Source organism: Pseudomonas sp. 18-147, assembly GCF_051048045.1.
Taxonomy (GTDB): Bacteria; Pseudomonadota; Gammaproteobacteria; order Pseudomonadales; family Pseudomonadaceae; genus Pseudomonas; species Pseudomonas aeruginosa.
The window spans coordinates 2,420,174-2,444,792 of record NZ_CP182296.1 but is presented as its reverse complement, the minus strand read 5'-3'; the positions used below and the strand labels follow the sequence as shown (position 1 = coordinate 2,444,792).

The following is a 24,619-nucleotide window of genomic DNA, read 5'->3' as shown; positions in this document are numbered from 1 at the left end:
GGCGAAGGAGTTGGAAATGGACCTGCTGCAAGGTATCCGGACCTTCGTCCGCGTGGTGGAGCACGGCAGCTTCACCCAGGCCGCCCAGGCGCTGGGGACCTCTCCGGCGACCGTTTCGCGCCAGGTCGCCGGGCTCGAACAGGCGCTCTCGGCGCGCCTGCTGCAACGCAATACGCGCAGCGTCGTGGTGACGGAAAGCGGTCTGCGCTACTACGAGCATTGCAAGCAGATCCTACGCACGGTCGCCGCCGCCGCGGCGGACGTCGAAGACAGCCAGTCCCACGCCAGCGGTCGCCTGCGCCTCCACGCGGTGACCGAACTGGGCCTCGAGCACCTGATGCCGCTACTGGTGGACTACCTGGACGGCCATCCGGACGTCTCCGTCGACCTCACGCTGGCCCAGGGCACCCCGGCCCTGCTCGAGGAAGGCCTGGACGTGCTGATCACCCTCGGCCGAACCTTGCCGGACTCGACCCTGGTCGCCCGCGATCTCGGCCAGGTGTTCAGCGTGGTCTGTGCCGCGCCGGAATACCTGGCACGGCATGGCGTGCCACGCACGCCGGAGGACCTGCTGCGGCATCGCTGCCTGAACGTGGCCGCGCCGTCCTGCCCGCAGGGCTGGGCCTTCGTCGGCGAACGCGGCGAAACGCTGCTCGATCTCGACGAGGCGCTCAAGGTCAACCTTCCCGAGGCCGCCTGCGCCGCCGCGGCCGGGCTCGGCGTCTGCCTGCTGCCCGGCTTCGTCGCCGCCCGCGCGCTGCAGGAAGGCAGCCTGTTGCGGCTACTGCCGGGCCATCGACTGCATGTCCGCGAGGTGTTCGTGCTGTACTCCTCGAGGCGCTACCTGGACGCCAAGATCCGCACCTGGGTGGACTTCCTCAGGGAACGCCTGCCCCTGGCGTTCGAGCGTGACAGGGCGATCCTCGACGATCGGCGCTACTGGGCGGAAAGCCCAACCGGCGTAGCGCGCGAGACCGCGACCTAACGCCTGGGTCGATAGGTATCCTCAAAAACATATACTGGTTTTCGATTGATCGAGGGAGGAACATGGCTCATCCGAGTCACGAGGTGAATCATGCTACCGACTCTCTATATTTCCCACGGCTCACCGATGCTCGCCCTCGAACCGGGCGCCAGCGGCGTACAACTGCGCCGCCTGGCTACAGAGCTGCCGCGGCCGAAGGCGATCCTGGTGGTTTCCGCGCACTGGGAAAGCGACGACCTGCGGGTAACCGGCGCCGCGGTGCCGGATATCTGGCACGACTTCTACGGCTTTCCGCCGCCCCTCTACGCCGTGCGCTACCCGGCCAAGGGCGCGCCGGCGCTGGCGCAGCGGACGATCGAACTGCTCCAGGCCGCCGGCCTGCCGGCCCAGGCCGACCCACAGCGACCATTCGACCACGGCACCTGGGTGCCGCTGAGCCTGATGTACCCGCAGGCGGACATCCCGGTGCTCCAGCTGTCCCTGCCGAGCCGCCTCGGTCCGGCCCTGCAGAGCCGCGTCGGCCAGGCCCTGCGCCAACTGCGCGGGGAAGGCGTGCTGCTGATCGGTTCCGGCAGCATCACCCACAACCTGGGCGAACTGGACTGGCACGCCGGACCGGAAGCCATCGCGCCCTGGGCGCGGGAGTTCCGTGACTGGATGGTGGAAAAGCTCCAGGCCGACGACGAGGCCGCGCTTCACGACTACCGCCGGCAGGCGCCCTGGGCGGCGCGCAACCACCCCAGCGACGAGCACCTGCTGCCGCTGTTCTTCGCCCGCGGCGCGGGCGGCGGCGGGATGCGCGTCGAGCACAGCGGCTTTACCCTGGGCTCGTTGGGGATGGATATCTATCGCTTCGATTGACAGGGTTTCTCGTGGGACTGGCGGAGAGCATTGGCTTCCCGCCGCAAGCTGGGTGGACTCGGCTGGCAGCCAGGAAATCGCGAGCGATATAGTCCTGTAGCGCGGATAACGCCATAGGCGTTATCCGCGATGTCATGGATAGGCGGCAGATCAGGGCTTCGGTATGTGCAGGTCTGGCATGCACGACGTGGTGCCTGCCCTGGCGGCTGGGCGAGTCTTTTGTTTCCTTTAGACGCTTGCCAGAGGGGCTCGCCCGGGGTGACGAAACGAGAAGCCGGGGCAGGCGCGAAAAACAGCCCGGCCAGCAAACATCAAGCCCATGAAAAAGCCCCGCCGAAGCGGGGCTTTTGTTCATCGCGCTGGACCTCAGTCCTCGCGATAGCGGCGCAGGCGCAGGGCCTTGCCGGCGACGCGGGTGTCCTTGAGCTTGGTCAGCAGGCGCTCGAGGTTGGCCTCGGGCAGTTCGATCAGGCTGAAGGTATCGCGAATCTGGATGCGACCGATGTCCTCGCGGGACAGGCCGCCCTCGTTGAGGATCGCGCCCAGCAGGTTCTTCGCCGCAACCCCGTCGCGCGCGCCGAGGGCAGTGCGGCAGCGGGCACGGCCTTCGCTCGGCGGCGCCATCGGACGACGCTCGCCGCTGCGCTCCGGACGCTCGCCGCGTTCGCCACGGTCGGCACGCTCGCGCGGTGCCGATGGGGTCAGCGGCTGTTCGCGGCGCACCGACTCCAGGTCCAGCGCCTTGCCGGCGGTCAGGCGTGCCAGCAATGCGGCGGCCAGGGTCTCGGCATCGCAGCCGAGGCGACGGCACAGCTCGTCGCGCACCGCGCCGCGCTGCTCGACGGCGCTGTCGAGCAAGGGCGTCAGGCTCGCGGCCAGGCGCGCCAGGCGGGCCTCCAGCACGGTCTCGGCATCCGGCAGGCGGACTTCGCCGACCTTCTGCCCGGTGACCCGCTCGATCACCTGCAGCATGCGCCGCTCGCGCGGAGTCACCAGCAACAGCGCGCGCCCTTCCCGGCCGGCACGGCCGGTACGGCCGATGCGGTGCACGTAGGACTCGGGGTCGTAGGGCATGTCGATGTTCAGCACGTGGGTGATGCGCGGTACGTCCAGGCCCCGGGCGGCAACGTCGGTGGCGATGACGATGTCCAGCGAACCGTCCTTCAGCGACTCGATGACCCGCTCGCGCTGGGCCTGCGGCATGTCGCCGTTGAGCGCGGCGGCGCGGTAGCCCTGGCGCTCGAGCAATTCGGCGTAGTCGAGGGTGGCCTGCTTGGTGCGGACGAAGGCGATCAGCGCGTCGAACTGCTCGACTTCCAGCAGACGCTGGATCGAACCGGCCTTCTGGTCGGCATGGACCATCAGGTGGACCTGCTCGATGCGCGCCACGGTCTGGGTCTTGGCGGCGATCTTGACGTGCTTGGGCTGCTTCAGGTGGCGCTCGGCGATGCCACGGATGGACGCCGGCAGGGTCGCCGAGAAGAGCACGGTCTGGCGCGATTCGGGAAGCGCCTCGAAGATCACTTCCAGGTCGTCCATGAAGCCGAGCTTGAGCATCTCGTCGGCTTCGTCGAGCACCAGGCGCTGGACGGTGGCCAGCAGCTTCTCGTCGCGGCGCAGGTGGTCGCACAGGCGGCCGGGGGTAGCGACGAGGATCTGTGCGCCCTGGCGCAGGGCCTTCAGCTGCGGCCCCATGGGCGCGCCGCCGTAGACGGCGACCACGCCGACGCCCGGCAATTGCTTGGAATAGGTTTCGCAGGCGGTGGCGACCTGCAGGGCCAGCTCGCGGGTCGGCACCAGCACCAGCATCTGCGGCTCGCGGCGGCTCGGGTCGATGCGCGACAGCAGCGGCAGGGCGAACGCGGCGGTCTTGCCGGTACCGGTCTGCGCCTGGCCGATCATGTCGTGGCCTTCGAGGATCAGCGGAATCGATTGAGCCTGGATAGGCGAAGGCTCTTCGTAGCCTACGGCGACGATTGCCGCGAGCACATTGGGGTGAATACCGAGCGCGGCGAAGCCGACGGTTTCCTGAGTCATGGGTTTGCCTCGTATACATCCGCAAAGACCCATGACCCATGGCTGCTCATGCCCTGTACGGCCGAAACGGCCACCCAGGCAGCTGGGGCGGGGATTTGCGAGATTGCTTTTGAATTAGAAGATTACGTAAAGGAAATCCGCAGAGCGGATACACAGCCAGAGCACAGCGCTCCGAAAAATGCAGGTCCTGAACGGGGTCAGTTTTGACCGGCGCGCATCATACCGGAATTTTGACGTTTGTGTGCGTTTTTTCCGACATGCGTCATCGGAGAGACTGACAATGGACATCCCGATTCCAGACGTCTATACCGACGTTGCCCGCCCCCCGCCAGGAAACCGCCGCATGAACGACACCCTCCCAGGACGCATCAGCCGCGAACGGCGCGGCCACCTGCTGCTGCTCGGCCTCGACCGCGTGGCCAAGCGCAACGCCTTCGACCTGCCGATGCTCGACGACCTGGTCGCCGCGCTCGGCGAATACGAGGCCGACGACCAGTTGCGCTGTGCCCTGCTCTTCGCCCACGGCGAGCATTTCACCGCCGGGCTGGACCTGGCCAATGTCGGCGAGACCTTCCGCCAGGGCTGGAAACTCCCCGAAGGCGCCGTCGATCCCTGGGGCACCTTCGGCGGCCGGCGTCCAAGCAAGCCGCTGGTGGTGGCCGTGCAAGGCTACTGCTACACCATCGGCATCGAACTGATGCTGGCGGCCGACATCAACCTCTGCGCCAGCAACGCGCGCTTCGCCCAGCTCGAAGTGCAGCGCGGAATCCTCCCGTTCGGTGGCGCGACACTGCGCATGCACCAGGTCGCCGGCTGGGGCAACGCCATGCGCTGGCTGCTCACCGGCGACGAATTCGACGCCCACGAAGCCTATCGTCTCGGCCTGGTGCAGGAAGTCACCGCCCCGGAGGACCTCCTCGACCACGCCATCGCCCTCGCCGAACGGGTCGCGGCCCAGGCGCCGCTGGGCGTGCGCGCCACCCTCGGCTCGGCGCGCCAGGCCCTGCTGGAAGGCGAAGCGGTCGCCGCCGCTGCGTTGCCGGAAGCCGCCAGGCGCCTGCTCGACAGCGAGGACGCCAAGGAAGGCCTGCGCGCTCTCCAGGAACGCCGCCCGGGACGCTTCGAAGGACGCTAGCCGGGCCCTTGTCCGCGCGCCCTGGCTACTGGGCCGGGCGCAGGCTGTCGATATAGCCCTGCAACGAATAGCCGAGTTGCGGCTCCAGCGCCGCGGCACGCGTCCGCAGGGCTTCCTGGTTGAGTTCGAGGGCCAGGTTCGCTGGCACCAGCATCACCACGTTGCCCTCGGCCACCGGACACTCCCAGTAATGATGGTGATAGCGCCCGCGCAGCAGCGGCGCGCCCAGCGGCTTGCCATCGGTGCCGCTCCACTGGTTGATCACCAGCCAGCCATCCTCGGCGAGGCGCTCCTGGCAGGCACCGAGGAAATTCCAGGCCAGGTGCGCGGCCGACGGGCCGGTATCGGTATAGAGGTCGAGGAAGATCAGGTCGGCCTCCGCGCATTCGCCCAGGCTCTCCAGTGCGTCGCCGATGCGCAATCGCAGGCGCGGGTCGTCGCGCAGCCCCAGATGCTCGCGGGCCAGGCGCGGAATCGCCGGGCGCAGCTCGATGGCCTCGGCCTCCTCCAGCGGCAGGTGGCGCAGGCAGGCCTGGGTCAGGCTGCCGGCACCGAAACCGAGGAACAACGCGCGACGCGGTTGCGAATGGCAGAGCCCGCCGAGCAGCATGGCGCGGGTGTAGTCGTATTCCAGCCAGGCTGGATCGGGCATGAACACGCAGCTCTGCTCGACACCGTCGCCGAACTCCAGGAAGCGATAGTCGCCGGACTCGATGACCCGGATGACCCCGTATTCGTCGCGCTCCTCGACCAGCAGACGTTCTTCGCTCACCACTCACCTCCCCCGCCGCTTCGCCGGCTATCGCCAGGCGCTCCGGCAAAAGCACCACAGCATAGCAAAGCCGGCCCGACGATGGATTTCCGCTATTGCAACGATCGCTGGCGGCGCTGCGGCGAGCTGCTCTACCATGCCGCAATCCGCTTTCCCGAGCATTGCCAAGAGTCGTAGATGAGCCAGTCCTGGAGCCCCGAGAGCTGGAGGGCCAAGCCGATCCAGCAACAACCCGAGTACCCCGATGCCGCGCACCTGGCCAGGGTCGAGCAGACCCTCGCCGGATACCCGCCGCTGGTCTTCGCCGGCGAGGCTCGCGAGCTGCGCCGGCAGTTCGCCGAAGTCACCGCCGGACGCGCCTTCTTGCTCCAGGGCGGGGATTGCGCGGAAAGCTTCGCCGAATTTTCCGCGGCGAAGATCCGCGATACCTTCAAGGTACTTTTGCAGATGGCGGTGGTAATGACCTTCGCCGCCGGCTGCCCGGTAGTGAAGGTCGGGCGCATGGCCGGCCAGTTCGCCAAGCCGCGCTCCTCCGGCGACGAAACGCAGAACGGCGTGACCCTGCCCGCCTATCGCGGCGACATCGTCAACGGCATCGGCTTCGACGAGAAGAGCCGCGTGCCGGACCCGGAGCGCCTGTTGCAGGCCTACCACCAGTCCACCGCCAGCCTCAACCTGTTGCGCGCCTTCGCCCAGGGCGGCTTCGCCGACCTGCACCAGGTGCACCGCTGGAACCTCGATTTCATCGCCAACTCGGCGCTGGCCGAGCGCTACCAGCAACTCGCCGACCGCATCGACGAGACCCTCGCCTTCATGCGCGCCTGCGGCCTGGACAGCGCGCCGCAGCTCCGCGAAACAAGCTTCTTCACCGCCCACGAAGCGCTCCTGCTGAACTACGAGGAAGCCCTGACCCGCCGCGACAGCCTGACCGGCGAGTGGTACGACTGCTCGGCGCACATGCTCTGGATCGGCGACCGCACCCGCCAGATCGACGGCGCTCATGTCGAGATGCTGCGCGGCGTGGGCAATCCGATCGGGGTCAAGGTCGGGCCGAGCATGGACAGCGAGGAGCTGATCCGCCTGATCGATATTCTCAACCCGGACAACGATCCGGGCCGCCTCAACCTGATCGTGCGGATGGGTGCCGACAAGGTCGGCGACCACCTGCCGCGCCTGATCCAGGCCATCCAGCGCGAGGGCCGCCAGGTGCTGTGGAGTTCCGATCCTATGCACGGCAATACCATCAAGGCCTCCAGCGGCTACAAAACCCGCGACTTCGCCCGCGTGCTCGCCGAAGTCCGCCAGTTCTTCGAGGTGCACCAGGCCGAAGGCAGCTACGCCGGCGGCATCCACATCGAGATGACCGGGCAGAACGTCACCGAGTGCATCGGCGGTTCGCGACCGATCACCGAAGACGGCCTCAGCGACCGCTACCACACCCACTGCGACCCGCGGCTGAACGCCGACCAGTCGCTGGAGCTGGCCTTCCTGATCGCCGAAACCCTGAAGCAGGTGCGCCGCTGAGCGCGCCGCGGCCGCTCCCGCCGCCCGGCGGGAGCGCTCGCTAGAGCAGCACCCCGCGCAAGCGTACCGCCAACTCCCCGCGCCCCTCGATCGCCACCGTCGCCAGGCCCAGCCAGGCGGCCATGCTGCGCAGTTGCTCGGCCAGCTCGTGCAGGGCGGCATCGTCCATGCCGTTCGCCTCGGCATGCAACGCATGCACCGCCAGGCGCTCGCGCGCCCGCTCGGCGCGGAGGTCGACGCGGCCGACCAGACGGCCGTTGTACAGGAATGGCAGCACGTAGTAGCCGTACACGCGTTTTTCCTTCGGCGTGTAGATCTCCAGGCGATAGCGGAAATCGAACAGGCGCTCGGCCCGCGCCCGCTCCCAGACCAACGAGTCGAAGGGCGAGAGCAAGGCACTGGCGCCTAGCCGCCGCGGCACCTGCGGTTCGCCGGGGCAGTAGGCCGGCTGGCTCCAGCCCTCGACCCGGACCGGCAGCAGCTCGCCAGCCTCCACCAGTTCGGCGAGGCGCGCGCGGCTCTGCGCCGGGCTCAGCCGATAGTAGTCGCGCAGGTCCTTTTCGGTGGCCACGCCCAGGGCGCTCGCCGCCATCCGCAACAGCTCGCGCTGGGCCTGTGCCTCCGAAAGCTCGGGGCGCGCCAGCAATTCCGCGGGAAACACCCGCTCCGGCAGGTCATAGAGCCGCTCGAAGCCGCGCCGTCCGGCCACCGTCAGCTCGCCGGCGGCGAACAGCCATTCCAGCGCATGCTTTTCCGCGCTCCAGTCCCACCAGGGACCGGCCCGCTCCTGCCGCGTGCTCAGGCTGCCGGCACCTAGCGCACCTTGCTCGCGCACCGCCTGCAACACCTGGCGGATCAGTGGCTGCTGTTCCCGGCCGAAACGTGCCAGTTGCTGGTAGATGCCCTGGCCGTCGGCGGCCTGGCGCATCCGCCAGCGCATCAACGGGTAGTGTTCCAGCGGCAGCAGCGAGGCCTCGTGCCCCCAGTATTCGAACAACTGGCGGTGACGGCCGACACTCCAGGCCGCCTCGTCGAGCAGCGTCATGGAGTAGGGACCGAGACGGGAAAACAGCGGCAGGTAGTGCGAGCGCACCAGCGCATTCACCGAATCGATCTGCAACAGGCCAAGGCGCGCGAGCATTTCGCGCAGATGCCGCCGCTGCACGCTGCGGCGCGTCCGCCGGCCGTCGAAGCCCTGCGCGGCCAGAGCCAGGCGGCGGGCTTCGGCGAGGGAAAGCGAAAGACTCATGGAGCGCCCCAGTCGATGAAGGAGACTGCGAGTCTATCGCGCCTCCGCCGCCGTGCCAGCCTGGCGCGCCGCTGCGGTTCGCTCAATGCCGACGCAGCGGGTCGTCCCAGAAATGCCGCTCGCCCTCCTGGAAGATATCCGCCCGACTCAGGCCGAGGTCCTTCAGCGCTTCGTCGCTCATCCTCAGCAGTTCCCGGCGCTCGCGGGCCAACTGCAACCAGCGCCGCCAGCGACGCCACAACGACGGCGCAGCGGTCGAGGCGGGATGGGGCACAGCGTGGCAGTGATTGCCGAAATAATCCTGTTGACCTTTCATCGTCTTGCCCTCCGTTCGGGATAGGCACAGTGTCCCGCCAGGCATAGGATCAATCCAACGAATCATTCTTATGCAATGCATCTTGGAGATTGATGAATGAGCTACCAGCCCGGCATCGATACGGAATTGCTCCGCACCTTCGTCGCCATCGCCGAGCACGGTGGTTTCACCCGCGCCGCGGAGGCGGTGAATCGCACCCAGTCGGCGGTCAGCATGCAGATGAAGCGGCTCGAGGAGGACGTCCTGCAGCGCTCGCTGTTCGAGCGCGACGGAAGGCAGACCCGCCTCACCGCCGAAGGCCAGGTGCTGCTCGGCTATGCCCGGCGGATCCTCAAGCTGCACGGCGAGGTGTTCAACACCCTGCGCCGCCCGCACATGGTCGGTTCGGTGCGCATCGGCACCCCGGACGACTACGTGATGCGCTTCCTCCCGGCGATCCTGTCGCGCTTCGCCGAAGCCTATCCGCTGGTGCAGGTCGAGGTGCATTGCGACACCTCGCTCAACCTGCTGGCGCGCAACGACCTCGACCTGTCCATCGTCACCCGCGAGCCGGGCACCGAGATCGGCCAGTTGCTGCGCCAGGAGCCCTTCGTCTGGATGGCCGCCGAGGGCTTCTGCCCCCACGACCAGCGGCCGATCCCGCTGGCCATGTTCAACACCACCTGCTTTTGCCGGGCCTGGGCCTGCAACGCCCTGGAGGCGGCGGAACTGGACTACCGCATCGCCTACAGCAGCCCCAGCCTGTCGGCGCTGTTCGCGGTGGTCAGCGCCGGCCTCGCCGTGACCGTGCAACTGCGCAGCCTGCTCACCGGCAACCTGCGCATCCTCGACGAGAGCGAGGGCCTGCCCGCCCTGCCCTCGGCCAGCATCATGCTGATGCGCAACCCGCACAGCCAGTCACCGGTCACCGAGAAGCTCGCCGAATACATCGGCGAGGGCTTCCGTCTCTGACTCAACCGCGCACCAGCAGGAGCACCGCGCACAATGCGAGGAAGGCGCAGAAGGCCATGCGCAGGCTGCGCTCGGGCAAGGCGTGGGCCAACCTCACGCCCCAGGAAATGCTCAGCAGGCCGCCCAGCGCCAGGGGGATCCCCATCCGCCAGTCGACATGACCATGCATGGCGTAGGTCCCCAGCGCCACCGCCGTGCTCGGCGCGGCCAGGGCCAGCGCGAGGCCCTGGGCGACGACCTGGGCGAGGCCGAACACCGAAGTCAGCACCGGTGTCGCCAGCACCCCGCCGCCCACCCCGAAAAGCCCGCCGAGCGAACCTGCGCCAAGGCCCAGCACGCCCATCCAGGGCAAACCGTAGCGCGGCGTCGCGCCGCCCTGCGGCGGGCGCCGGAACAGGCGCCAGAACATGTAGCCGGCCAGCGCCAGGAGGAAGATCACGAACGCTTCGCGCATCCGCGCCGCATCGATCCGCGCGGCCACGCTGGACGCCAGGAACGCGCAAAGCAGGCCGGTCAGGGCAAGGATTCCGGCCTGGCGCGGATCGATGCGGTTGCGCTGGTGGTAGCGCCACAACGCCAGCACCACGTTCGGTACCACCATCACCAGCGCGGTACCCTGCGCCAATTGCTGGTCGAGGCCGAAGATCACCCCCAGCGCCGGGATCGCCAGCAAGCCGCCGCCTATCCCGAACAGACCGCCCAGGCAACCGAGCACCATCCCCAGCAGGAAATCGAGAAATACATCCAGCATGTCAGCCCCTCTTTCGACACCTCCATGCTAGGCAAGCGTGGCTGGATGGGAAACGCACAAGAAAGCACAATGGCTATGCCAATTACGCAAAGGCATGAGCATGTTGCCCGATACCCTCAGCGAACAGTTCGTTCTCTACCTCGATGTCCTCGATGGCGGCAGCTTCTCCGCCGCTGCGCGCAAGCACCCGCTCACCCCGTCCGCCGTGGCGCGCCGGATGGACGCCCTGGAACGCGCCGTCGGCAGCACTCTGCTGGTGCGCACCACCCATGCGGTGCGCGCTACTCCGGCCGGCCTGGCCTTCGCCGACCGCGCCCGGCGGATCGTCACCGAACTGCGCCTGGCCCGTGCCGAAGCGGTGTCCCTGAGCACCGCGCCGCAGGGCCTGATCCGTATCGATGCGCCGGTGCCCTTCGGCCGCCGCCACCTGGCCCCGGCGGTCGCCGACTTCCTCAAGGCCAACCCCGGCCTCGACGTGCAATTGCGCCTGATCGGCAGCTTCATCGACCTGCAGGGCGAACATCTCGGCGAGGTCGACCTGGTGTTGCGCGCCGGCCCGCTGCCCGACAGCCGCCTGGTGGCCACTTCGCTGGCGCCGATGGTGCGGGTGGTCTGCGCCAGCCCGGAGTACCTGCGCGAACATGGCGTTCCCGCATCCCCCGGCGAACTGCCGGAGCATGCCGGCATCGATTGGGACAACCTGTCGCCACCCTATGCCTGGCGCTTCCAGCACGACGGCAAGCTCCAGCACCTGCGGCCGAAACGGACGCGGCTGGCCACCAATAACGCCGAAGCGATGGTCGACGCGGCGCTGGCCGGCCTCGGCATCGCCCACCTGCCGACCTGGCTATGCAGCGAGTACTTGCTGCGCGGCGAACTGCAGGCGCTGTTCTGCGACGACGGCTTGCCCGCCGCCGAGCCCACCTGCATCTATGCCCTGCGCCTGGAACGCGAAGCCAGTTCGCGAACCCGTCTGCTGCTGGCTTTCCTCCGCGAGCGCTTCGGCTTTCCGCCGCCCTGGGACCAGGCCCTGCAGCAGCGTCTCGGCGAGCGCTGAGGACACCACCCGGCGGGAAACCTGGAAAGCCAATAGCCACTACGCTAAATTCATGCACAGTGCCCTACTTACTTGGAAGACAGCCATGTCCCGACTGCCCACCACCCCTTGCGAGCAGCTCAAGCTGGACAACCAGCTGTGCTTCGCCCTGTATTCCACCTCGCTGCAGATGACCAAGGTCTACAAGCCCCTGCTGCAAGCGCTCGGCCTCACCTATCCGCAGTACATCGCCATGCTGGTGCTGTGGGAACGCGACGGCCTGACCGTGGGCGAAATCAGCGCACGCATGCTTACCGACCCGGGATCGCTCACGCCTCTGCTCAAGCGCCTGGAGGGCGAAGGTCTGATTACCCGCACTCGCAGCAGCGAAGACGAGCGGGTAGTCCTGCTGCGCCTGACCGACAAGGGCCGCGCCCTGCAGCGACAGGCCGAGAGCATTCCCGCCTGCATCCTGGAGAGTACCGGCCTCGACTTGCCACAACTGGTCGCCCTAAAGGATGAGCTGCTGGCCCTGCGCGGCAACCTGCAAGCACCGGATTGAGGGGCTTATACCTACCTGTCTGGTTTTTATCGCCAAATCTTCCAACGATTTATCTTGCGCACAAAATAACATGACGATAAATTTCATTTCACGCACTTACTTAGCGCGCAAGAACTTAACGTACAAATCAGACAGGTGACTCTCATGCAAACCATCAAGGCTCTCTACACCGCAACCGCAACCGCCACCGGAGGCCGTGACGGCCGTGCGGTATCCTCGGACGGCGTGCTCGACGTGAAACTCAGCACTCCGCGCGAACTGGGCGGCCAGGGCGGCGCGGCCACCAACCCGGAACAACTGTTCGCCGCCGGCTACTCCGCCTGCTTCATCGGAGCCCTGAAGTTCGTTGCCGGCCAGCGCAAGCAGACCCTTCCCGCCGACGCCTCGATAACCGGCAAGGTCGGCATCGGCCAGATTCCCGGCGGCTTCGGCCTGGAGGTCGAACTGCACATCAACCTGCCGGGCCTGGAGCGCGAAGCCGCCGAAGCGCTGGTAGCCGCCGCCCACCAGGTCTGCCCCTACTCCAACGCTACCCGCGGCAATATCGACGTACGCCTGAACGTGTCGGTCTGAAGCTTCCGACTCTCCGCGCCGCGGCGGCGGACAGCGGAAACGAAAAAGCCCGGCGAATGCCGGGCTTTTTCTCGTCGCACGAAAGGATCAGGCCTTGACGCGGGACTTGTACTCGCCGGTGCGGGTATCGATCTCGATCGAGTCGCCGATTTCGCAGAACGCGGAAACCTGCAGCTCGGCGCCGTTGTTCAGGCGCGCGGTCTTCATCACCTTGCCCGAGGTGTCGCCGCGGACGGCCGGCTCGGTGTAGGCGATCTGGCGAACGATGGTGGTCGGCAGCTCTACCGAGATCACCTTGTCGTTGTAGAACACGGCTTCGCAGATGTCGGTCATGCCGTCTTCGATGAAGGTCAGCACGCCTTCCAGATCGTCTTTCTCGATCTCGTACTGGTTGAACTCGCTGTCCATGAAGACGTACAGCGGGTCGGCGAAGTAGGAGTAGGTCACTTCCTTGCGATCGAGGATGATCGGCTCCAGCTTGTCGTCGGCCTTGAACACGGTCTCGGTACCGGCGCCGGTCAGCAGGTTCTTCAGCTTCATCTTGACGACGGCAGCGTTACGGCCGGACTTGTTGAACTCGGCCTTCTGGATGACCCAGGGAGCGCCATTGATGTTGGCAACCTGGCCGGCGCGGAACTCTTGAGCGGTTTTCATACGAATATCCGATGGATGAAAGACAAAAAATCAGGCCGCGTATCATAGCCAATCTGCGTAAAATTGCACCAGCCTTGCCGCAAGATCCGGACGCATGCCCTGTTCGTCGGCCCAGCGCTGCGCTTCCCGACGCCACTCGGGCAGTTGCCTCTCCAGCCCCTCCCAGGCCCCGGCAAGTCCACCGCCGGCGTTCCACGCCAGCCAGAAGGTGCGCAGGTTTTCCGCCAGGTCGGCGGGCAGGCCGGCGCAATAGAGTTCGAGGAATGCCTCGAGCTTCGCCAGGTGCGCCTCCTCTTCCTGTCTATAGATGTGCCAGAGCAGCGGCCGTCCCGCCCACTGCGCGCGAACGAAGGAATCCTCGCCGCGCACCGCGTTCAGGTCGCAGCACCACAACAGGCGATCGTAGTCGTCCTGCGCCATGAACGGCAGCACCTGGACCCGCAACGCGTCGCGCACGTGGACGTCCCCGACGGCCAGGGTAGCCACCCGCAGCCAATCGGCGACATCCGCCAGCACCCGCCCTTCCGGCACCAGCAGCAGGCTCGGCTGGCGGGCGTCGCGCAGTTGTTCCAGCCAGCCAGGCAGCGCCGGGTTTTCGTAGGCAAACAGCGAAATCAGTCGCTCGCCAACCTTCCGCCGCACGCCGAGGGAGGCGAGAAACTCATCCTGCTCCGAGACGGAGGCCTGGAAACGGCGCCGACGTTCCAGCAGGCCGGCCTCGCGCAACAGGCCGCCACTGGGCTCGCGGAACCCGGGAAAGAAGAAGTACTTGGAAAGCCCGCACGCCTGCAGCGACGGCAATGCGTGGCAACTGCCGATCCATTCCTCGGCACTCAGGTACTCCAGGTTCAGCCACAGGGACGGCCGCTTGCGCTCGCGCATGGCCTGCCGGTGCGCCTCCGGCAGTTCGCAGGCGAAGGCCTCTATCACCACATCGGCGGCCGCCACCGGTGCCCACGGTCGGCCCCAGGCACGCACTTCGACCCCATCCAGGCACTGCACGTGCGCCGCCGGGTCCGCCCGCGGACAGATCCGGGCGAAGGCCTGCGGCTCGTCCACCCACAGGCGCACGGCCTGACCGTGCTCGGCGGCCAGTTGGCGAGCCAGGCGCCAGGTGACGCCGATGTCGCCATAGTTGTCGACCACGCTACAGAAAATCTCCCAGCTCGCCATCCGCCTCTCCTCTTCGTGCCCGGCAGTCTACCAAGGCACCCCGCGGACTTTCCTCCGACGACCTAAGCCGATGAAAAAGTTAAAAAAATATTTGCCAAGCGGGAAATGTTCGAGTAAATTGCGCGCCTCGACAGACACGGCGCTGTCGAGAACCTGGTGAGGTGTCCGAGTGGTTGAAGGAGCACGCCTGGAAAGTGTGTATACGGGAAACCGTATCGAGGGTTCGAATCCCTCCCTCACCGCCAGATCGCAAGAAGGCCCGGCTAATCAAGTTAGCCGGGCCTTTTTCATTTCCGCACCAATACTTACGGCATTTCCGGCAACATGCTGGCAACTTAGTTGTTACTTGCCACTCCCCGCCAAGTCGATAAGCGCCAGCCACTCCGGCGGAACATTCTCGACAACCCGGCAGCCCTCATCCCCCGCCTCTTGCAGCAACTCTACCCAAGGTCCGGGAAATTGCTTACTTGCACCGCACGCTGGATATTTTTTGAACAAACGACACTCCAACTACTGCTAAAGTCGGGGGGACTAAAAAAAAAGTTGCTCGGCTTGCGCTTGGTCAGTTTACTTACTACAAGTAATGGGTAGTATGTAGCCGGCTAATTTCCCCGGCTGGGGAGATTGCTGTTATGGAAATGTCCACCTTAAGGGGAACACGATGAACAACGTTCTGAAATTCTCTGCTCTGGCTCTGGCTGCTGTTCTGGCCACCGGTTGCAGCAGCCACTCCAAAGAAACCGAAGCTCGTCTGACCGCTACCGAAGACGCAGCTGCTCGTGCTCAGGCTCGCGCTGACGAAGCCTATCGCAAGGCTGACGAAGCTCTGGGCGCTGCTCAGAAAGCTCAGCAGACCGCTGACGAGGCTAACGAGCGTGCCCTGCGCATGCTGGAAAAAGCCAGCCGCAAGTAATAGGTCTCACGACCTGTTGAAAACCGGTCCCTCGGGGCCGGTTTTTTTATGCCTGCGTTTCGCCGGGCATGAAAAAACCCGCGTCCCTTGCGGGTACGCGGGCCTCTGCCTCGACGCTCTCCGTCAGGGCGTAAGCTGGGTAGGATCGCTATCCACCGTCGCGGTCATCGCCGGCGCCGATTCCTGGGCGATTTCCACCGGCACGCCATCCTCCGAGGCCACCACTTCGCGGACCACGTCCCAGTTCAACTGGATACGCTTGGCCAGGTCGTCGCGCTTGAGCAGGGTGTTGATCACCGCGGTGTGCTTGTCCACCACCGACGGGTCGCCATGGTCGTTCAGCGGCGTATGCGCCTCCAGGTAGACCTTGCCGTTGCTCACGCCGAACTTGTAGGGCTCGTTGATGATACGCACGCTGGTGCCGACGCTGATCATCGAGAACAGGTGGGTCACGTCGGCGTTGTACATGCGGAAGCAGCCATGGCTGGTGCGGGTGCCGATGCCGAACTTCTTGTTCGAACCATGGATCAGGTAGCCCGGCACACCCAGGGTCAGCTTGTACGGTCCCAGCGGATTGTCCGGGCCCGGCGGCACCACGGTCGGCAGCGGATCGCCATCGGCGGCGTGCTCGGCGCGGATCGAGGCCGGCGGATACCAGGCCGGGTCCTTGGTCTTGGCGGTGATGCGGGTGTTCGCGATCGGCGAACCCCAGCCCTCGCGGCCGATGCCCAGCGGATAGGTGTGCACCACGTTCTGCCCTTTCGGGTAGTAGTACAGGCGGTACTCGGCCAGGTTGATCACCACGCCTTCGCGCGGGCCAGGCGGCAGCACGAAGCGGGTCGGGATGATCACCTCGGTGCCGACGCCCGGCAACCAGGGATCGACGCCGGGGTTGGCGGCGACCATTTCGCTGTAGCCCAGGTTGTACTGCTCGCCGAGGTCGGCGAAAGTGTCCTCGTACTTGGCCTTGATCACCTGGACCTGGCCGACGACGTCCTCGCCCGGAGGCGGGAGCTGCAGTTCCAGGGCCGATGCGGAGCCGGCCGAAAGCAGCGCGGCGAAAGACAGTGAGACAACGGGTACGCGCGACAACATTCCGGAGAATCCTTGGCGAGTGCGATGAAGGAGTAGGAAAGACAGTGTAACACCCCGCCAGGTTTCACCGGGAGGGCTCAGACCAACCAGGACAGGCGCTCCCCGCGCTTTTCCGCCTCCAGTTGTTTCCGGCAATCGGGACACAGCAGCCGGTCGCGCAGACGCGCCCGTTCCAGCGGCTGCCAGCGCGGCTGGGCCGGCAGCAGCTTGCCACAAAGCGTGCGGTCCGCCGGGGTATCCAGCTCCAGCTGACGCGCCACCACATGCACCCGGACCTCGCGACAGGCGAACAGGTCCAGCTGATCGTCGGGCTCGATCAGTTGATAGGCGTAGAGGGTCCAGGCGGGACGCGGCATGGGGGGCTCCTGAGGGGTGCGCAACCTTAGCCGAAAGCGGTTTCCCGGGGAAGTCTCAAAGCAGCGGTTTCAGCGTCGGCCAGACATTTTCCAGGAGCCTCGGCTGGGCGGCGAGCGCCGGATGGATGCCATCCGCCTGCATCATCCCCTGGACCCCGCCGACCCCTTCGAGGAAAAACGGCACCAGGGCGGTCTTTTCCTGCGCCGCGACCGCGCCGTAGACCTTGGAAAAGGCCTCGATGTAGCGCGGGCCGTAGTTCGGCGGCAACTGGATACCCAGCAGCAGCACCTTCGCCCCTTCCGCCCGGGCCTTTTGCGCCATGCTGGCAAGATTCTGTTGCAATTGCGCCGGCGCCATTCCGCGCAGCCCGTCGTTGCCTCCCAGCTCGATCACCACCAGCGCCGGCTTCTCCTCGGCAAGCAGCGCCGGCAGGCGCGCCAGGCCACCCGCGGAGGTGTCGCCGCTGATCGAGGCGTTCACCACCCGGTAGTCGTAACCTTCGTCGGCGAGGCGCTTCTGCAACAGGGCGACCCAGCCCTGGCTGGTATCCAGTCCCAAAGCGGCGCTGATACTATCGCCCACGACCAACAGCGTCTGCGCCGCGGCCTGCTGGGTCAGCAGGACCAGGGCCAGGCAGCCGCTCAACAGCAATGCACGCATCGGAACCTCCATGAGCGCCAGCATTCTCAACGCGCAGAACCTTAGCAAGGTTGTCGGTAGCGCGGAAGGCAAGTTGACCATCCTCCACGACCTCTCCCTCGACCTCGCCCGCGGCGACAGCCTGGCGATCGTCGGCAGCTCCGGCTCCGGCAAGTCGACCCTGCTCGGCCTGCTCGCCGGGCTCGACCAGCCCAGCGGCGGCGAGGTCCGTCTCGCCGGGCACGCCCTCGGCGACCTCGACGAGGACCAGCGGGCGCGCGTCCGCGCGGCCCATGTAGGCTTCGTGTTCCAGTCGTTCCAGTTGCTCGACAGCCTCGATGCGCTGGAGAACGTGATGCTGCCCCTGGAACTGGAAGGCCGCGCCGACGCTCGCCAGCGCGCCAGAGAACTGCTTGAGCGAGTCGGCCTCGGCCAACGCCTGGGCCACTATCCGCGCCAGCTCTCCGGCGGCGAGCAGCAACGGGTCGCCATTGCCCGTGCCTTCGCGGCGCAGCCGGACGTGCTGTTCGCCGACGAACCCACCGGCAACCTCGACAGCGCCACCGGCGAGCGGATCAGCGACCTGCTCTTCGAACTCAACCGCGAACGCGGTACCACCCTGGTCCTGGTTACCCACGACGAGCGTCTGGCGCATCGCTGCCGGCGCCTGATCCGTCTGGAAAGCGGTCGCCTGATCGACCGGGTCGAACCCTGATGAAGCCGGTGCCCCTCTCCCGCCTGCTGAGCCTCGCCGGTCGCCAATTGTTCCGCGAGTCGCGCAGCGGCGAGCTGCGCGTGCTGTTCTTCGCCCTGCTGATCGCGGTCGCCTCGAGCACCGCCATCGGCTATTTCAGCGCCCGCCTGAACGGCGCCATGCTCGCCCGCGCCGCCGAGTTCCTCGGCGCCGACCTGGTGCTCAACGGTACCCAGCCGGCAAGCGCCGAACAGATCGAACGCGGCACCCGTCTGGGCCTGCGCCACGCCGACAGCGTCGAGTTTTCCAGCGTGATCGCCACCGACCAGGGCATCCAGCTCAGCAGCATCAAGGCGGTCGGCGACCGCTACCCCCTGCGCGGCCAGCTCAAGAGCGCTGCCGCGCCGTTCGCCGCCGAGCAGGCCGGCGGTCGTCCGCAGGCGGGCGAGGTATGGGTCGAATCGCGCTTGCTGGTCAGCCTCGACCTGAAGGTCGGCGACAGCATCGAGATCGGCCGCAAGCCGCTGCGCATCGCGCGCATCCTTACCTACGAGCCGGACCGCGCCGGCGACTTCTACAGCCTGACGCCCCGCGCCATGATGAGCCTGGCCGACCTCGATGCCACCGGGGTGGTCCAGCCGGGCAGCCGGGTGCGCTACCGCGATCTGTGGGAAGGCCCGCCGGAAGCCCTCCAGGCCTATCGCCAGCAGGTCAAGGGCAGCCTCGCCGCCAACCAGCGCCTGCAGGATGCCCGCGACGGCAACCGCCAGGTGGGCGATGCCCTCGGCCGTGCCGAGCGCTACCTGAACCTGGCCAGCCTGGCCGCGGTGCTGCTCGCCGGCGTCGCCGTGGCCCTGTCCGCCGCCCGTTTCGCTGCACGGCGCTACGACGCCAGCGCGCTGCTGCGCTGCCTCGGTCTGTCGCGCAGCGAAACCCTGCTCCTCTACGCGCTGCAACTGTTGCTGCTGGGCCTGCTCGCCAGCGCCATCGGCGCCCTGCTCGGCTGGTTGGCACAGCTCGGCCTGTTCCGCCTGCTCGCCACGCTGCTGCCGCCGGACGTACCAGCCGGCGGCCTGTTCCCCGCCTTCGCCGGGGTCGCCACCGGCCTGGTAGCGCTGGCCGGCTTCGCCCTCCCGCCGCTGGCAGCCCTGGGCCGGGTACCGCCGTTGCGGGTCCTGCGCAGCGACCTGCTGCCGGTGCCGATGCGCACCTGGATGGCCTACGCCTGCGCCCTGCTCGCCCTGGGCCTGATCATGTGGCGGTTGAGTCTCGACCTGAAGCTGACCCTCGCCCTGCTCGGCGGCGGCCTGGTCGCCACGCTGGTGCTCGGCGCCCTCCTGCTGCTCGGCCTGAACGGCCTGCGCCGGGCACTGGCGCGTGCCAGCCTGCCATGGCGGCTGGGACTCGGCCAGTTGTTGCGGCACCCGCTGGCCGCCGCCGGACAGAGCCTGGCCTTCGGCCTGATCCTGCTGGCTATGGCCCTGATCGCCCTGCTTCGCGGCGAACTGCTGGATACCTGGCAGGCCCAGTTGCCGCCGGACGCCCCCAACCATTTCGCCCTGAACATCCTGCCGACGGAAAAGGACGCCTTCGAACGTCGCGTGCAAAAGCTCTCCCCCGGCGCCGAGCCGCTGTTCCCCATGGTTCCCGGGCGCCTGGTAGCGGTGAACGGCAAGCCGGTCCAGGCGCTCGACGAAGACGTGCGCAGCGAGCGTGCCCTGCAGCGCGACCTCGGCCTGACCTGGTCAGAGCGACTGCCCTCCGGCAACCAGCTCACCGCCGGACGCTGGTGGAGCGCGCCGCAGCCGGGGGCCCTGCCGGGCGTGTCGGTGGAAGAGAAGCTGGCCGCCAACCTGCGTATCCAGGTCGGCGACCGGCTCACCTTCAGCGTCGCCGGGCAGAATCGCGAGGTCCAGGTCCAGAGCCTGCGCAAGGTGAAGTGGGACAATTTCCAGCCGAACTTCTTCATGGTCTTCCAGCCCGGCACCCTGACCGACCTGCCGGTGACCTACCTGACCAGCTTCTACCTGCCGGCCAGCCAGGAACGCGACCTGATCGAACTGGCCCGCGCCTTCCCCACCGTCACCCTGCTGCCGGTAGACGCCCTGCTGAGCCAGCTGCGGAGCATCCTCGACCAGGTCACCCTGGCCGTGGAGTACGTGCTGGTGTTCGTTCTCGCGGCGGGCTTCGTGGTGCTCTTCGCCGGTCTCCAGGCGACCCTCGACGAGCGCGTGCGCCAGGGTGCCCTGCTGCGCGCGCTGGGTGCCGAGCGCGAGTTGCTGCAACGTACCCGGCGGGTCGAGTTCGCCCTGCTCGGCGCAGTCAGCGGCCTGCTCGCGGCGCTCGGCTGCGAGGCGGTCAGCCTGCTGCTCTACCGACTGGTCTTCGACCTGCCGTGGCAAGCGCATCCCTGGTTGCTCGCGCTGCCTCTGGTGGGCGCCGTGCTGGTAGGCGGCGCCGGCCTGCTGGGCACCCGTCGCGCCCTCAACAGCAGCCCGCTGCGGGTCCTGCGCGAGGGCTGATCGGATACACTGGCAGGCTTTCATCCGTTCATTTGTGGAACCACCCGAACCATGAGTCGCTATCGTCCACCGCGCACCGCCGGCACCCCGCTGATCACTCCGGAGGGCGCCGCGCGGTTACGCGCAGAGCTGCATGAACTCTGGCACGTGCGCCGTCCCCAGGTGACCCAGGCGGTCAGCGAAGCCGCCGCCCTCGGCGATCGCTCGGAAAACGCCGAATACATCTACGGCAAGAAGATGCTGCGCGAGATCGACAGTCGCGTGCGCTTCCTGCGCAAGCGCCTGGAGAACCTGAAAGTGGTCGGCGAGCGGCCGGCGGATCCGAACCGGGTGTACTTCGGCGCCTGGGTGACCCTGGAAGACGAAGACGGCGAGCAGGCCCGCTATCGCATCGTCGGCCCCGACGAACTGGACCTGCGCAACAACCAGATCAGCATCGACTCGCCGCTCGCCCGCGCACTGGTCGGCAAGGAGCTGGACGCCGAGGTGCTGGTGCGCACCCCGGCCGGGGAAAAGCTCTGGTTCGTCGTCGAGATCGAGTATCCGCCGGCGCCCTGAGGGGTCACGCGCTCAGCGCAGGATACGGCGGGTGATCAGGCCCTGGCGGGCGACCCGGATCAGTTGCCGGACCACCAGGTCCAGGTCTTCCGCCTCGGGGGCCTGGACCACGGCGAAGTCGAACGCGTCGCTGGGGAAGCGCGCCAGGTCCTTGCCGTCCTGGGCGAACTGGATAAGGAAGGTACGCGAACCGTTCCAGCGCTTCGGCCAGCCTTCGAGGTAACGGACGAGGGTCGGCTGGTGCGGGCCGCTGAGGAGAATCCTCGGGTTCCGCCGGACCAGGCCGGTGGTGATGGGTGCCAGGCGCAATTGCGTGCTGGGACAGGTCATGACGTCATGTCTCCGCCTCTTCGGTCCCGCTGGACAGCGGTGAGAGGCAACACCGAGCCAGCGCTTTAGCGGTATTTCGGCTGCTGCCGGGCGCCCCGCAAGTTGCTGTTTAAATCGGCGCACGCGCATCCTAGAAAAGCCGCATGGAGACTGTCAAGAAACACGCGGAGGCGCCCATGCCCGATCGCTCTCTTCGCCTGTTCTTCGCCCTGCCCTGTCCACCTCCCCTCGCCGAGCGGATCGGCCGGTGGCGCGATGGCCGGCCACTGCCCGGACGCCAGGTGGCGACGGCGAACCTGCACCTGACCCTGGCCTTCCTCGGGCAGGTCCCGTCCGCTCGGCTCGAGGCCCTGCTGGACATGACCGCGGCCATCGAGGCCGCGCCCTTCGACCTGTGTCTCGACCGCCTGCTGCGCTGGAGAAACGGCATCCTGCTGCTGGCCCCCAGCCAACCGCCCGGCGCCCTCCTGCGCCTGCGCCGCGCCCTGCGCTCCGGCCTTGCCGAACTGGAGCTGCCCGTGGAAACCCGCTCATTCAGCGCCCATCTGACCCTGGCTCGCGATGCCGCGCCGCTGGAGGACGCCCCGCTACCCCCAACCTTCGTATGGCAGGTCGACCATTTCAGCCTGTTTTGCTCGCAAAACGACGCCGCGGGCGTGCGCTACCGCACACTCGGTCGCTGGGCGTTGTGCGGGGAAGATTCAAACGAGCGTTTCGCGCCGTAACAACCCGCCTCTTCCGCTCTGCCACGCAGGTTATGACCGGCCGCCAGGAAGCCGCGGATTTCCTGGCCTGGAGGAAAAAAGCCGAAGCTGGCACGGTTCCTGCGCAAGGGACAGCGAAGCGGTTTTCCCGGAAGGATTCGGGCGATGGCTGGCAGGACGCGCCCCTCGGCCCCATCAACCTGAGATGAGAACAACATGAAGAAGAAGTCTCTGCTCCCCCTCGGCCTGGCCATCGGTCTCGCCTCTCTCGCTGCCAGTCCTCTGATCCAGGCCAGCACCTACACCCAGACCAAATACCCCATCGTGCTGGCCCACGGCATGCTCGGCTTCGACAACATCCTCGGGGTCGACTACTGGTTCGGCATTCCCAGCGCCTTGCGCCGTGACGGTGCCCAGGTCTACGTCACCGAAGTCAGCCAGTTGGACACCTCGGAAGTCCGCGGCGAGCAGTTGCTGCAACAGGTGGAGGAAATCGTCGCCCTCAGCGGCCAGCCCAAGGTCAACCTGATCGGCCACAGCCACGGCGGGCCGACCATCCGCTACGTCGCCGCCGTACGTCCCGACCTGATCGCTTCCGCCACCAGCGTCGGCGCCCCGCACAAGGGTTCGGACACCGCCGACTTCCTGCGCCAGATCCCACCGGGTTCGGCCGGCGAGGCAGTCCTCTCCGGGCTGGTCAACAGCCTCGGCGCGCTGATCAGCTTCCTTTCCAGCGGCAGCACCGGTACGCAGAATTCACTGGGCTCGCTGGAGTCGCTGAACAGCGAGGGTGCCGCGCGCTTCAACGCCAAGTACCCGCAGGGCATCCCCACCTCGGCCTGCGGCGAAGGCGCCTACAAGGTCAACGGCGTGAGCTATTACTCCTGGAGCGGTTCCTCGCCGCTGACCAACTTCCTCGATCCGAGCGACGCCTTCCTCGGCGCCTCGTCGCTGACCTTCAAGAACGGCACCGCCAACGACGGCCTGGTCGGCACCTGCAGTTCGCACCTGGGCATGGTGATCCGCGACAACTACCGGATGAACCACCTGGACGAGGTGAACCAGGTCTTCGGCCTCACCAGCCTGTTCGAGACCAGCCCGGTCAGCGTCTACCGCCAGCACGCCAACCGCCTGAAGAACGCCAGCCTGTAGGACCCCGGCCGGGGCCTCGGCCCCGGCCCTTTCCCGGAAGCCCCCTCGCGTGAAGAAAATCCTCCTGCTGATTCCACTGGCGTTCGCCGCCAGCCTGGCCTGGTTCGTCTGGCTGGAACCTTCCCCCGCACCCGAGACGGCGCCCCCGGCCAGCGCGCAGGCGGGCGCAGTCCACGCCCCGCCAGCAGCCTCCGCGGGAGAAGCGGTGCCGGCCCCCCAGGTCATGCCGGCCAAGGTCGCGCCGCTGCCAACCTCCTTCAGGGGCACCAGCGTCGATGGCAGTTTCAGTGTCGACGCCAGCGGCAACCTGCTGATCACCCGCGACATCCGCAACCTGTTCGACTACTTCCTCAGCGCCGTCGGCGAAGAGCCCCTGCAGCAAAGCCTGGACCGCCTGCGCGCCTACATCGCCGCCGAACTCCAGGAGCCGGCGCGCGGCCAGGCGTTGGCGCTGATGCAGCAATACATCGACTACAAGAAGGAACTGGTGCTGCTCGAACGCGACCTGCCGCGCCTGGCCGACCTCGACGCCCTGCGCCAGCGGGAAGCCGCGGTGAAAGCCCTGCGCGCGCGGATCTTCAGCAACGAAGCGCACGTGGCGTTCTTCGCCGACGAGGAAACCTACAACCAGTTCACCCTGGAGCGCCTGGCGATCCGCCAGGACGGCAAGCTCAGCGCCGAGGAAAAGGCCGCCGCCATCGACCGCCTGCGCGCCAGCCTGCCGGAAGACCAGCAGGAAAGCGTGCTGCCGCAACTGCAAAGCGAACTGCAGCAGCAGACCGCCGCCCTCCAGGCCGCTGGCGCCGGCCCGGAAGCCATCCGCCAGATGCGTCAGCAACTGGTGGGCGCCGAAGCCACCACCCGCCTGGAGCAACTCGATCGGCAACGCTCGGCCTGGAAGGGCCGGCTGGACGACTATTTCGCCGAGAAGAGCCGGATCGAAGGCAATACCGGGCTGAGCGAAGCCGACCGCCGCGCGGCGGTCGAACGCCTGGCCGAGGAGCGCTTCAGCGAACAGGAACGCTTGCGCCTGGGCGCGCTGGAACAGATGCGCCAGGCCGAGCAGCGCTGACCGA

Annotated in this window: 26 protein-coding genes and 1 tRNA gene; 16 read left to right on the top strand and 11 right to left on the bottom strand. The window is 67.2% G+C overall.

The genetic code is table 11. The annotated features are described in order from the left end of the window. Positions 1 to 16: 16 nt before the first annotated feature. Together ACM0M4_RS11790 and ACM0M4_RS11785 are read left to right on the top strand one after the other, a co-directional pair. On the top strand, positions 17 to 985 hold the full coding sequence (locus ACM0M4_RS11790; protein ID WP_033979829.1) for a LysR family transcriptional regulator: 969 nt from the start codon (positions 17 to 19) through the stop codon (positions 983 to 985). 90 nt (positions 986 to 1,075) lie between these two features. Then, entirely contained in the window at positions 1,076 to 1,846 is a 771-nt protein-coding gene (locus tag ACM0M4_RS11785) for a DODA-type extradiol aromatic ring-opening family dioxygenase (protein WP_054375724.1), read from the top strand. Positions 1,847 to 2,212: 366 nt separating this feature from the next. On the opposite strand, the gene ACM0M4_RS11780 is transcribed toward ACM0M4_RS11785, so the two are convergent. Then, positions 2,213 to 3,916 (bottom strand): DEAD/DEAH box helicase, encoded by a 1,704-nt coding sequence (locus ACM0M4_RS11780; RefSeq protein WP_003119873.1) that lies wholly within the window; start codon positions 3,914 to 3,916, stop codon positions 2,213 to 2,215. 310 nt (positions 3,917 to 4,226) lie between these two features. On the opposite strand from ACM0M4_RS11780, the gene ACM0M4_RS11775 reads away from it, so the two are divergent. Further along, the gene (locus tag ACM0M4_RS11775) at positions 4,227 to 5,018 is read left to right on the top strand and encodes a crotonase/enoyl-CoA hydratase family protein (protein WP_003104155.1); all 792 of its coding nucleotides are present in this window, start codon (positions 4,227 to 4,229) and stop codon (positions 5,016 to 5,018) included. Positions 5,019 to 5,043: 25 nt separating this feature from the next. Here ACM0M4_RS11775 and ACM0M4_RS11770 read toward each other — a convergent pair whose 3' ends face one another. Then, positions 5,044 to 5,793: a spermidine synthase gene (locus ACM0M4_RS11770; protein ID WP_012613926.1), complete on the bottom strand. Its 750-nt coding sequence runs from the start codon at positions 5,791 to 5,793 to the stop codon at positions 5,044 to 5,046. A 174-nt stretch (positions 5,794 to 5,967) separates the two neighbouring features. Between ACM0M4_RS11770 and ACM0M4_RS11765 the strand changes: the two genes are divergently transcribed. Continuing rightward, complete coding sequence (locus ACM0M4_RS11765; protein WP_003104160.1) at positions 5,968 to 7,314, top strand: class II 3-deoxy-7-phosphoheptulonate synthase; 1,347 nt, start codon at positions 5,968 to 5,970, stop codon at positions 7,312 to 7,314. Between the two features lie 40 nt (positions 7,315 to 7,354). On the opposite strand, the gene ACM0M4_RS11760 is transcribed toward ACM0M4_RS11765, so the two are convergent. Together ACM0M4_RS11760 and ACM0M4_RS11755 are read right to left on the bottom strand one after the other, a co-directional pair. Then, the gene (locus ACM0M4_RS11760; RefSeq protein ID WP_003110986.1) at positions 7,355 to 8,563 is read right to left on the bottom strand and encodes a winged helix-turn-helix domain-containing protein; all 1,209 of its coding nucleotides are present in this window, start codon (positions 8,561 to 8,563) and stop codon (positions 7,355 to 7,357) included. An 82-nt stretch (positions 8,564 to 8,645) separates the two neighbouring features. Next, positions 8,646 to 8,879 (bottom strand): DUF1127 domain-containing protein, encoded by a 234-nt coding sequence (locus ACM0M4_RS11755; RefSeq protein ID WP_003110987.1) that lies wholly within the window; start codon positions 8,877 to 8,879, stop codon positions 8,646 to 8,648. Positions 8,880 to 8,975: 96 nt separating this feature from the next. Here ACM0M4_RS11755 and ACM0M4_RS11750 point away from each other — a divergent pair, with 96 nt between their 5' ends. Continuing rightward, entirely contained in the window at positions 8,976 to 9,830 is an 855-nt protein-coding gene (locus ACM0M4_RS11750; protein ID WP_003090936.1) for a LysR substrate-binding domain-containing protein, read from the top strand. A 1-nt stretch (position 9,831) separates the two neighbouring features. Here ACM0M4_RS11750 and ACM0M4_RS11745 read toward each other — a convergent pair whose 3' ends face one another. After that, a complete protein-coding gene (locus ACM0M4_RS11745; protein WP_003143723.1) occupies positions 9,832 to 10,581 on the bottom strand; it encodes a sulfite exporter TauE/SafE family protein in 750 nt (249 codons plus the stop codon). A gap of 100 nt (positions 10,582 to 10,681) precedes the next feature. Here ACM0M4_RS11745 and ACM0M4_RS11740 point away from each other — a divergent pair, with 100 nt between their 5' ends. The 3 genes from ACM0M4_RS11740 (at position 10,682) to ohrR (ACM0M4_RS11730) (ending at position 12,752) form a co-directional block, all read left to right on the top strand. Continuing rightward, the gene (locus ACM0M4_RS11740) at positions 10,682 to 11,638 is read left to right on the top strand and encodes a LysR family transcriptional regulator (RefSeq protein ID WP_023101830.1); all 957 of its coding nucleotides are present in this window, start codon (positions 10,682 to 10,684) and stop codon (positions 11,636 to 11,638) included. 85 nt (positions 11,639 to 11,723) lie between these two features. Then, positions 11,724 to 12,179, top strand: a complete 456-nt coding sequence (gene ohrR, locus ACM0M4_RS11735) for a hydroperoxide stress response transcriptional regulator OhrR (RefSeq protein ID WP_003090940.1) — start codon at positions 11,724 to 11,726, stop codon at positions 12,177 to 12,179. A 144-nt stretch (positions 12,180 to 12,323) separates the two neighbouring features. Then, complete coding sequence (gene ohrR / locus ACM0M4_RS11730; RefSeq protein WP_003104171.1) at positions 12,324 to 12,752, top strand: organic hydroperoxide resistance protein OhrR; 429 nt, start codon at positions 12,324 to 12,326, stop codon at positions 12,750 to 12,752. An 87-nt stretch (positions 12,753 to 12,839) separates the two neighbouring features. Here the strand turns inward: ohrR (ACM0M4_RS11730) and efp are convergent, their stop codons facing one another. Together efp and earP are read right to left on the bottom strand one after the other, a co-directional pair. Continuing rightward, entirely contained in the window at positions 12,840 to 13,406 is a 567-nt protein-coding gene (efp, locus tag ACM0M4_RS11725; RefSeq protein ID WP_003090942.1) for an elongation factor P, read from the bottom strand. Between the two features lie 42 nt (positions 13,407 to 13,448). Beyond that, entirely contained in the window at positions 13,449 to 14,579 is a 1,131-nt protein-coding gene (gene earP / locus ACM0M4_RS11720; RefSeq protein WP_003452377.1) for an elongation factor P maturation arginine rhamnosyltransferase EarP, read from the bottom strand. Between the two features lie 155 nt (positions 14,580 to 14,734). Here earP and ACM0M4_RS11715 point away from each other — a divergent pair. Both ACM0M4_RS11715 and oprI read left to right on the top strand, forming a co-directional pair. Continuing rightward, positions 14,735 to 14,824, top strand: a tRNA-Ser gene (locus tag ACM0M4_RS11715). 416 nt (positions 14,825 to 15,240) lie between these two features. Beyond that, on the top strand, positions 15,241 to 15,492 hold the full coding sequence (oprI, locus tag ACM0M4_RS11710; protein WP_003090944.1) for an outer membrane lipoprotei OprI: 252 nt from the start codon (positions 15,241 to 15,243) through the stop codon (positions 15,490 to 15,492). Between the two features lie 123 nt (positions 15,493 to 15,615). Here the strand turns inward: oprI and ACM0M4_RS11705 are convergent, their stop codons facing one another. From ACM0M4_RS11705 to tesA, 3 genes are all read right to left on the bottom strand, one after another. After that, positions 15,616 to 16,587, bottom strand: coding sequence for a L,D-transpeptidase family protein (locus tag ACM0M4_RS11705; protein ID WP_003090946.1), 972 nt, complete (start codon positions 16,585 to 16,587; stop codon positions 15,616 to 15,618). A gap of 77 nt (positions 16,588 to 16,664) precedes the next feature. After that, positions 16,665 to 16,943 carry a hypothetical protein gene (locus ACM0M4_RS11700; RefSeq protein WP_003090947.1) on the bottom strand — a complete coding sequence of 93 codons (279 nt, stop codon included), beginning with the start codon at positions 16,941 to 16,943 and terminating at the stop codon, positions 16,665 to 16,667. 55 nt (positions 16,944 to 16,998) lie between these two features. Further along, positions 16,999 to 17,604 (bottom strand): esterase TesA, encoded by a 606-nt coding sequence (tesA, locus tag ACM0M4_RS11695; protein ID WP_003119867.1) that lies wholly within the window; start codon positions 17,602 to 17,604, stop codon positions 16,999 to 17,001. A gap of 10 nt (positions 17,605 to 17,614) precedes the next feature. Here tesA and ACM0M4_RS11690 point away from each other — a divergent pair, with 10 nt between their 5' ends. The 3 genes from ACM0M4_RS11690 to greB are packed head-to-tail and all read left to right on the top strand — an operon-like array spanning position 17,615 to position 21,357. Continuing rightward, entirely contained in the window at positions 17,615 to 18,298 is a 684-nt protein-coding gene (locus tag ACM0M4_RS11690; RefSeq protein ID WP_003119866.1) for an ABC transporter ATP-binding protein, read from the top strand. Between the two features lie 8 nt (positions 18,299 to 18,306). Further along, positions 18,307 to 20,799 (top strand): ABC transporter permease, encoded by a 2,493-nt coding sequence (locus ACM0M4_RS11685; RefSeq protein ID WP_003119865.1) that lies wholly within the window; start codon positions 18,307 to 18,309, stop codon positions 20,797 to 20,799. Positions 20,800 to 20,850: 51 nt separating this feature from the next. Beyond that, positions 20,851 to 21,357, top strand: coding sequence for a transcription elongation factor GreB (gene greB, locus ACM0M4_RS11680; protein WP_003090951.1), 507 nt, complete (start codon positions 20,851 to 20,853; stop codon positions 21,355 to 21,357). Between the two features lie 12 nt (positions 21,358 to 21,369). Here greB and ACM0M4_RS11675 read toward each other — a convergent pair whose 3' ends face one another. After that, positions 21,370 to 21,687, bottom strand: a complete 318-nt coding sequence (locus ACM0M4_RS11675; RefSeq protein WP_003104187.1) for a hypothetical protein — start codon at positions 21,685 to 21,687, stop codon at positions 21,370 to 21,372. Between the two features lie 176 nt (positions 21,688 to 21,863). Here ACM0M4_RS11675 and thpR point away from each other — a divergent pair, with 176 nt between their 5' ends. The 3 genes from thpR (at position 21,864) to ACM0M4_RS11660 (ending at position 24,615) form a co-directional block, all read left to right on the top strand. Further along, positions 21,864 to 22,412: an RNA 2',3'-cyclic phosphodiesterase gene (gene thpR, locus ACM0M4_RS11670; RefSeq protein WP_003143714.1), complete on the top strand. Its 549-nt coding sequence runs from the start codon at positions 21,864 to 21,866 to the stop codon at positions 22,410 to 22,412. A 195-nt stretch (positions 22,413 to 22,607) separates the two neighbouring features. Continuing rightward, entirely contained in the window at positions 22,608 to 23,543 is a 936-nt protein-coding gene (gene lipA / locus ACM0M4_RS11665) for a triacylglycerol lipase (RefSeq protein WP_003090955.1), read from the top strand. Between the two features lie 49 nt (positions 23,544 to 23,592). Next, positions 23,593 to 24,615 carry a lipase secretion chaperone gene (locus ACM0M4_RS11660; RefSeq protein ID WP_003160579.1) on the top strand — a complete coding sequence of 341 codons (1,023 nt, stop codon included), beginning with the start codon at positions 23,593 to 23,595 and terminating at the stop codon, positions 24,613 to 24,615. Positions 24,616 to 24,619 lie beyond the last annotated feature (4 nt).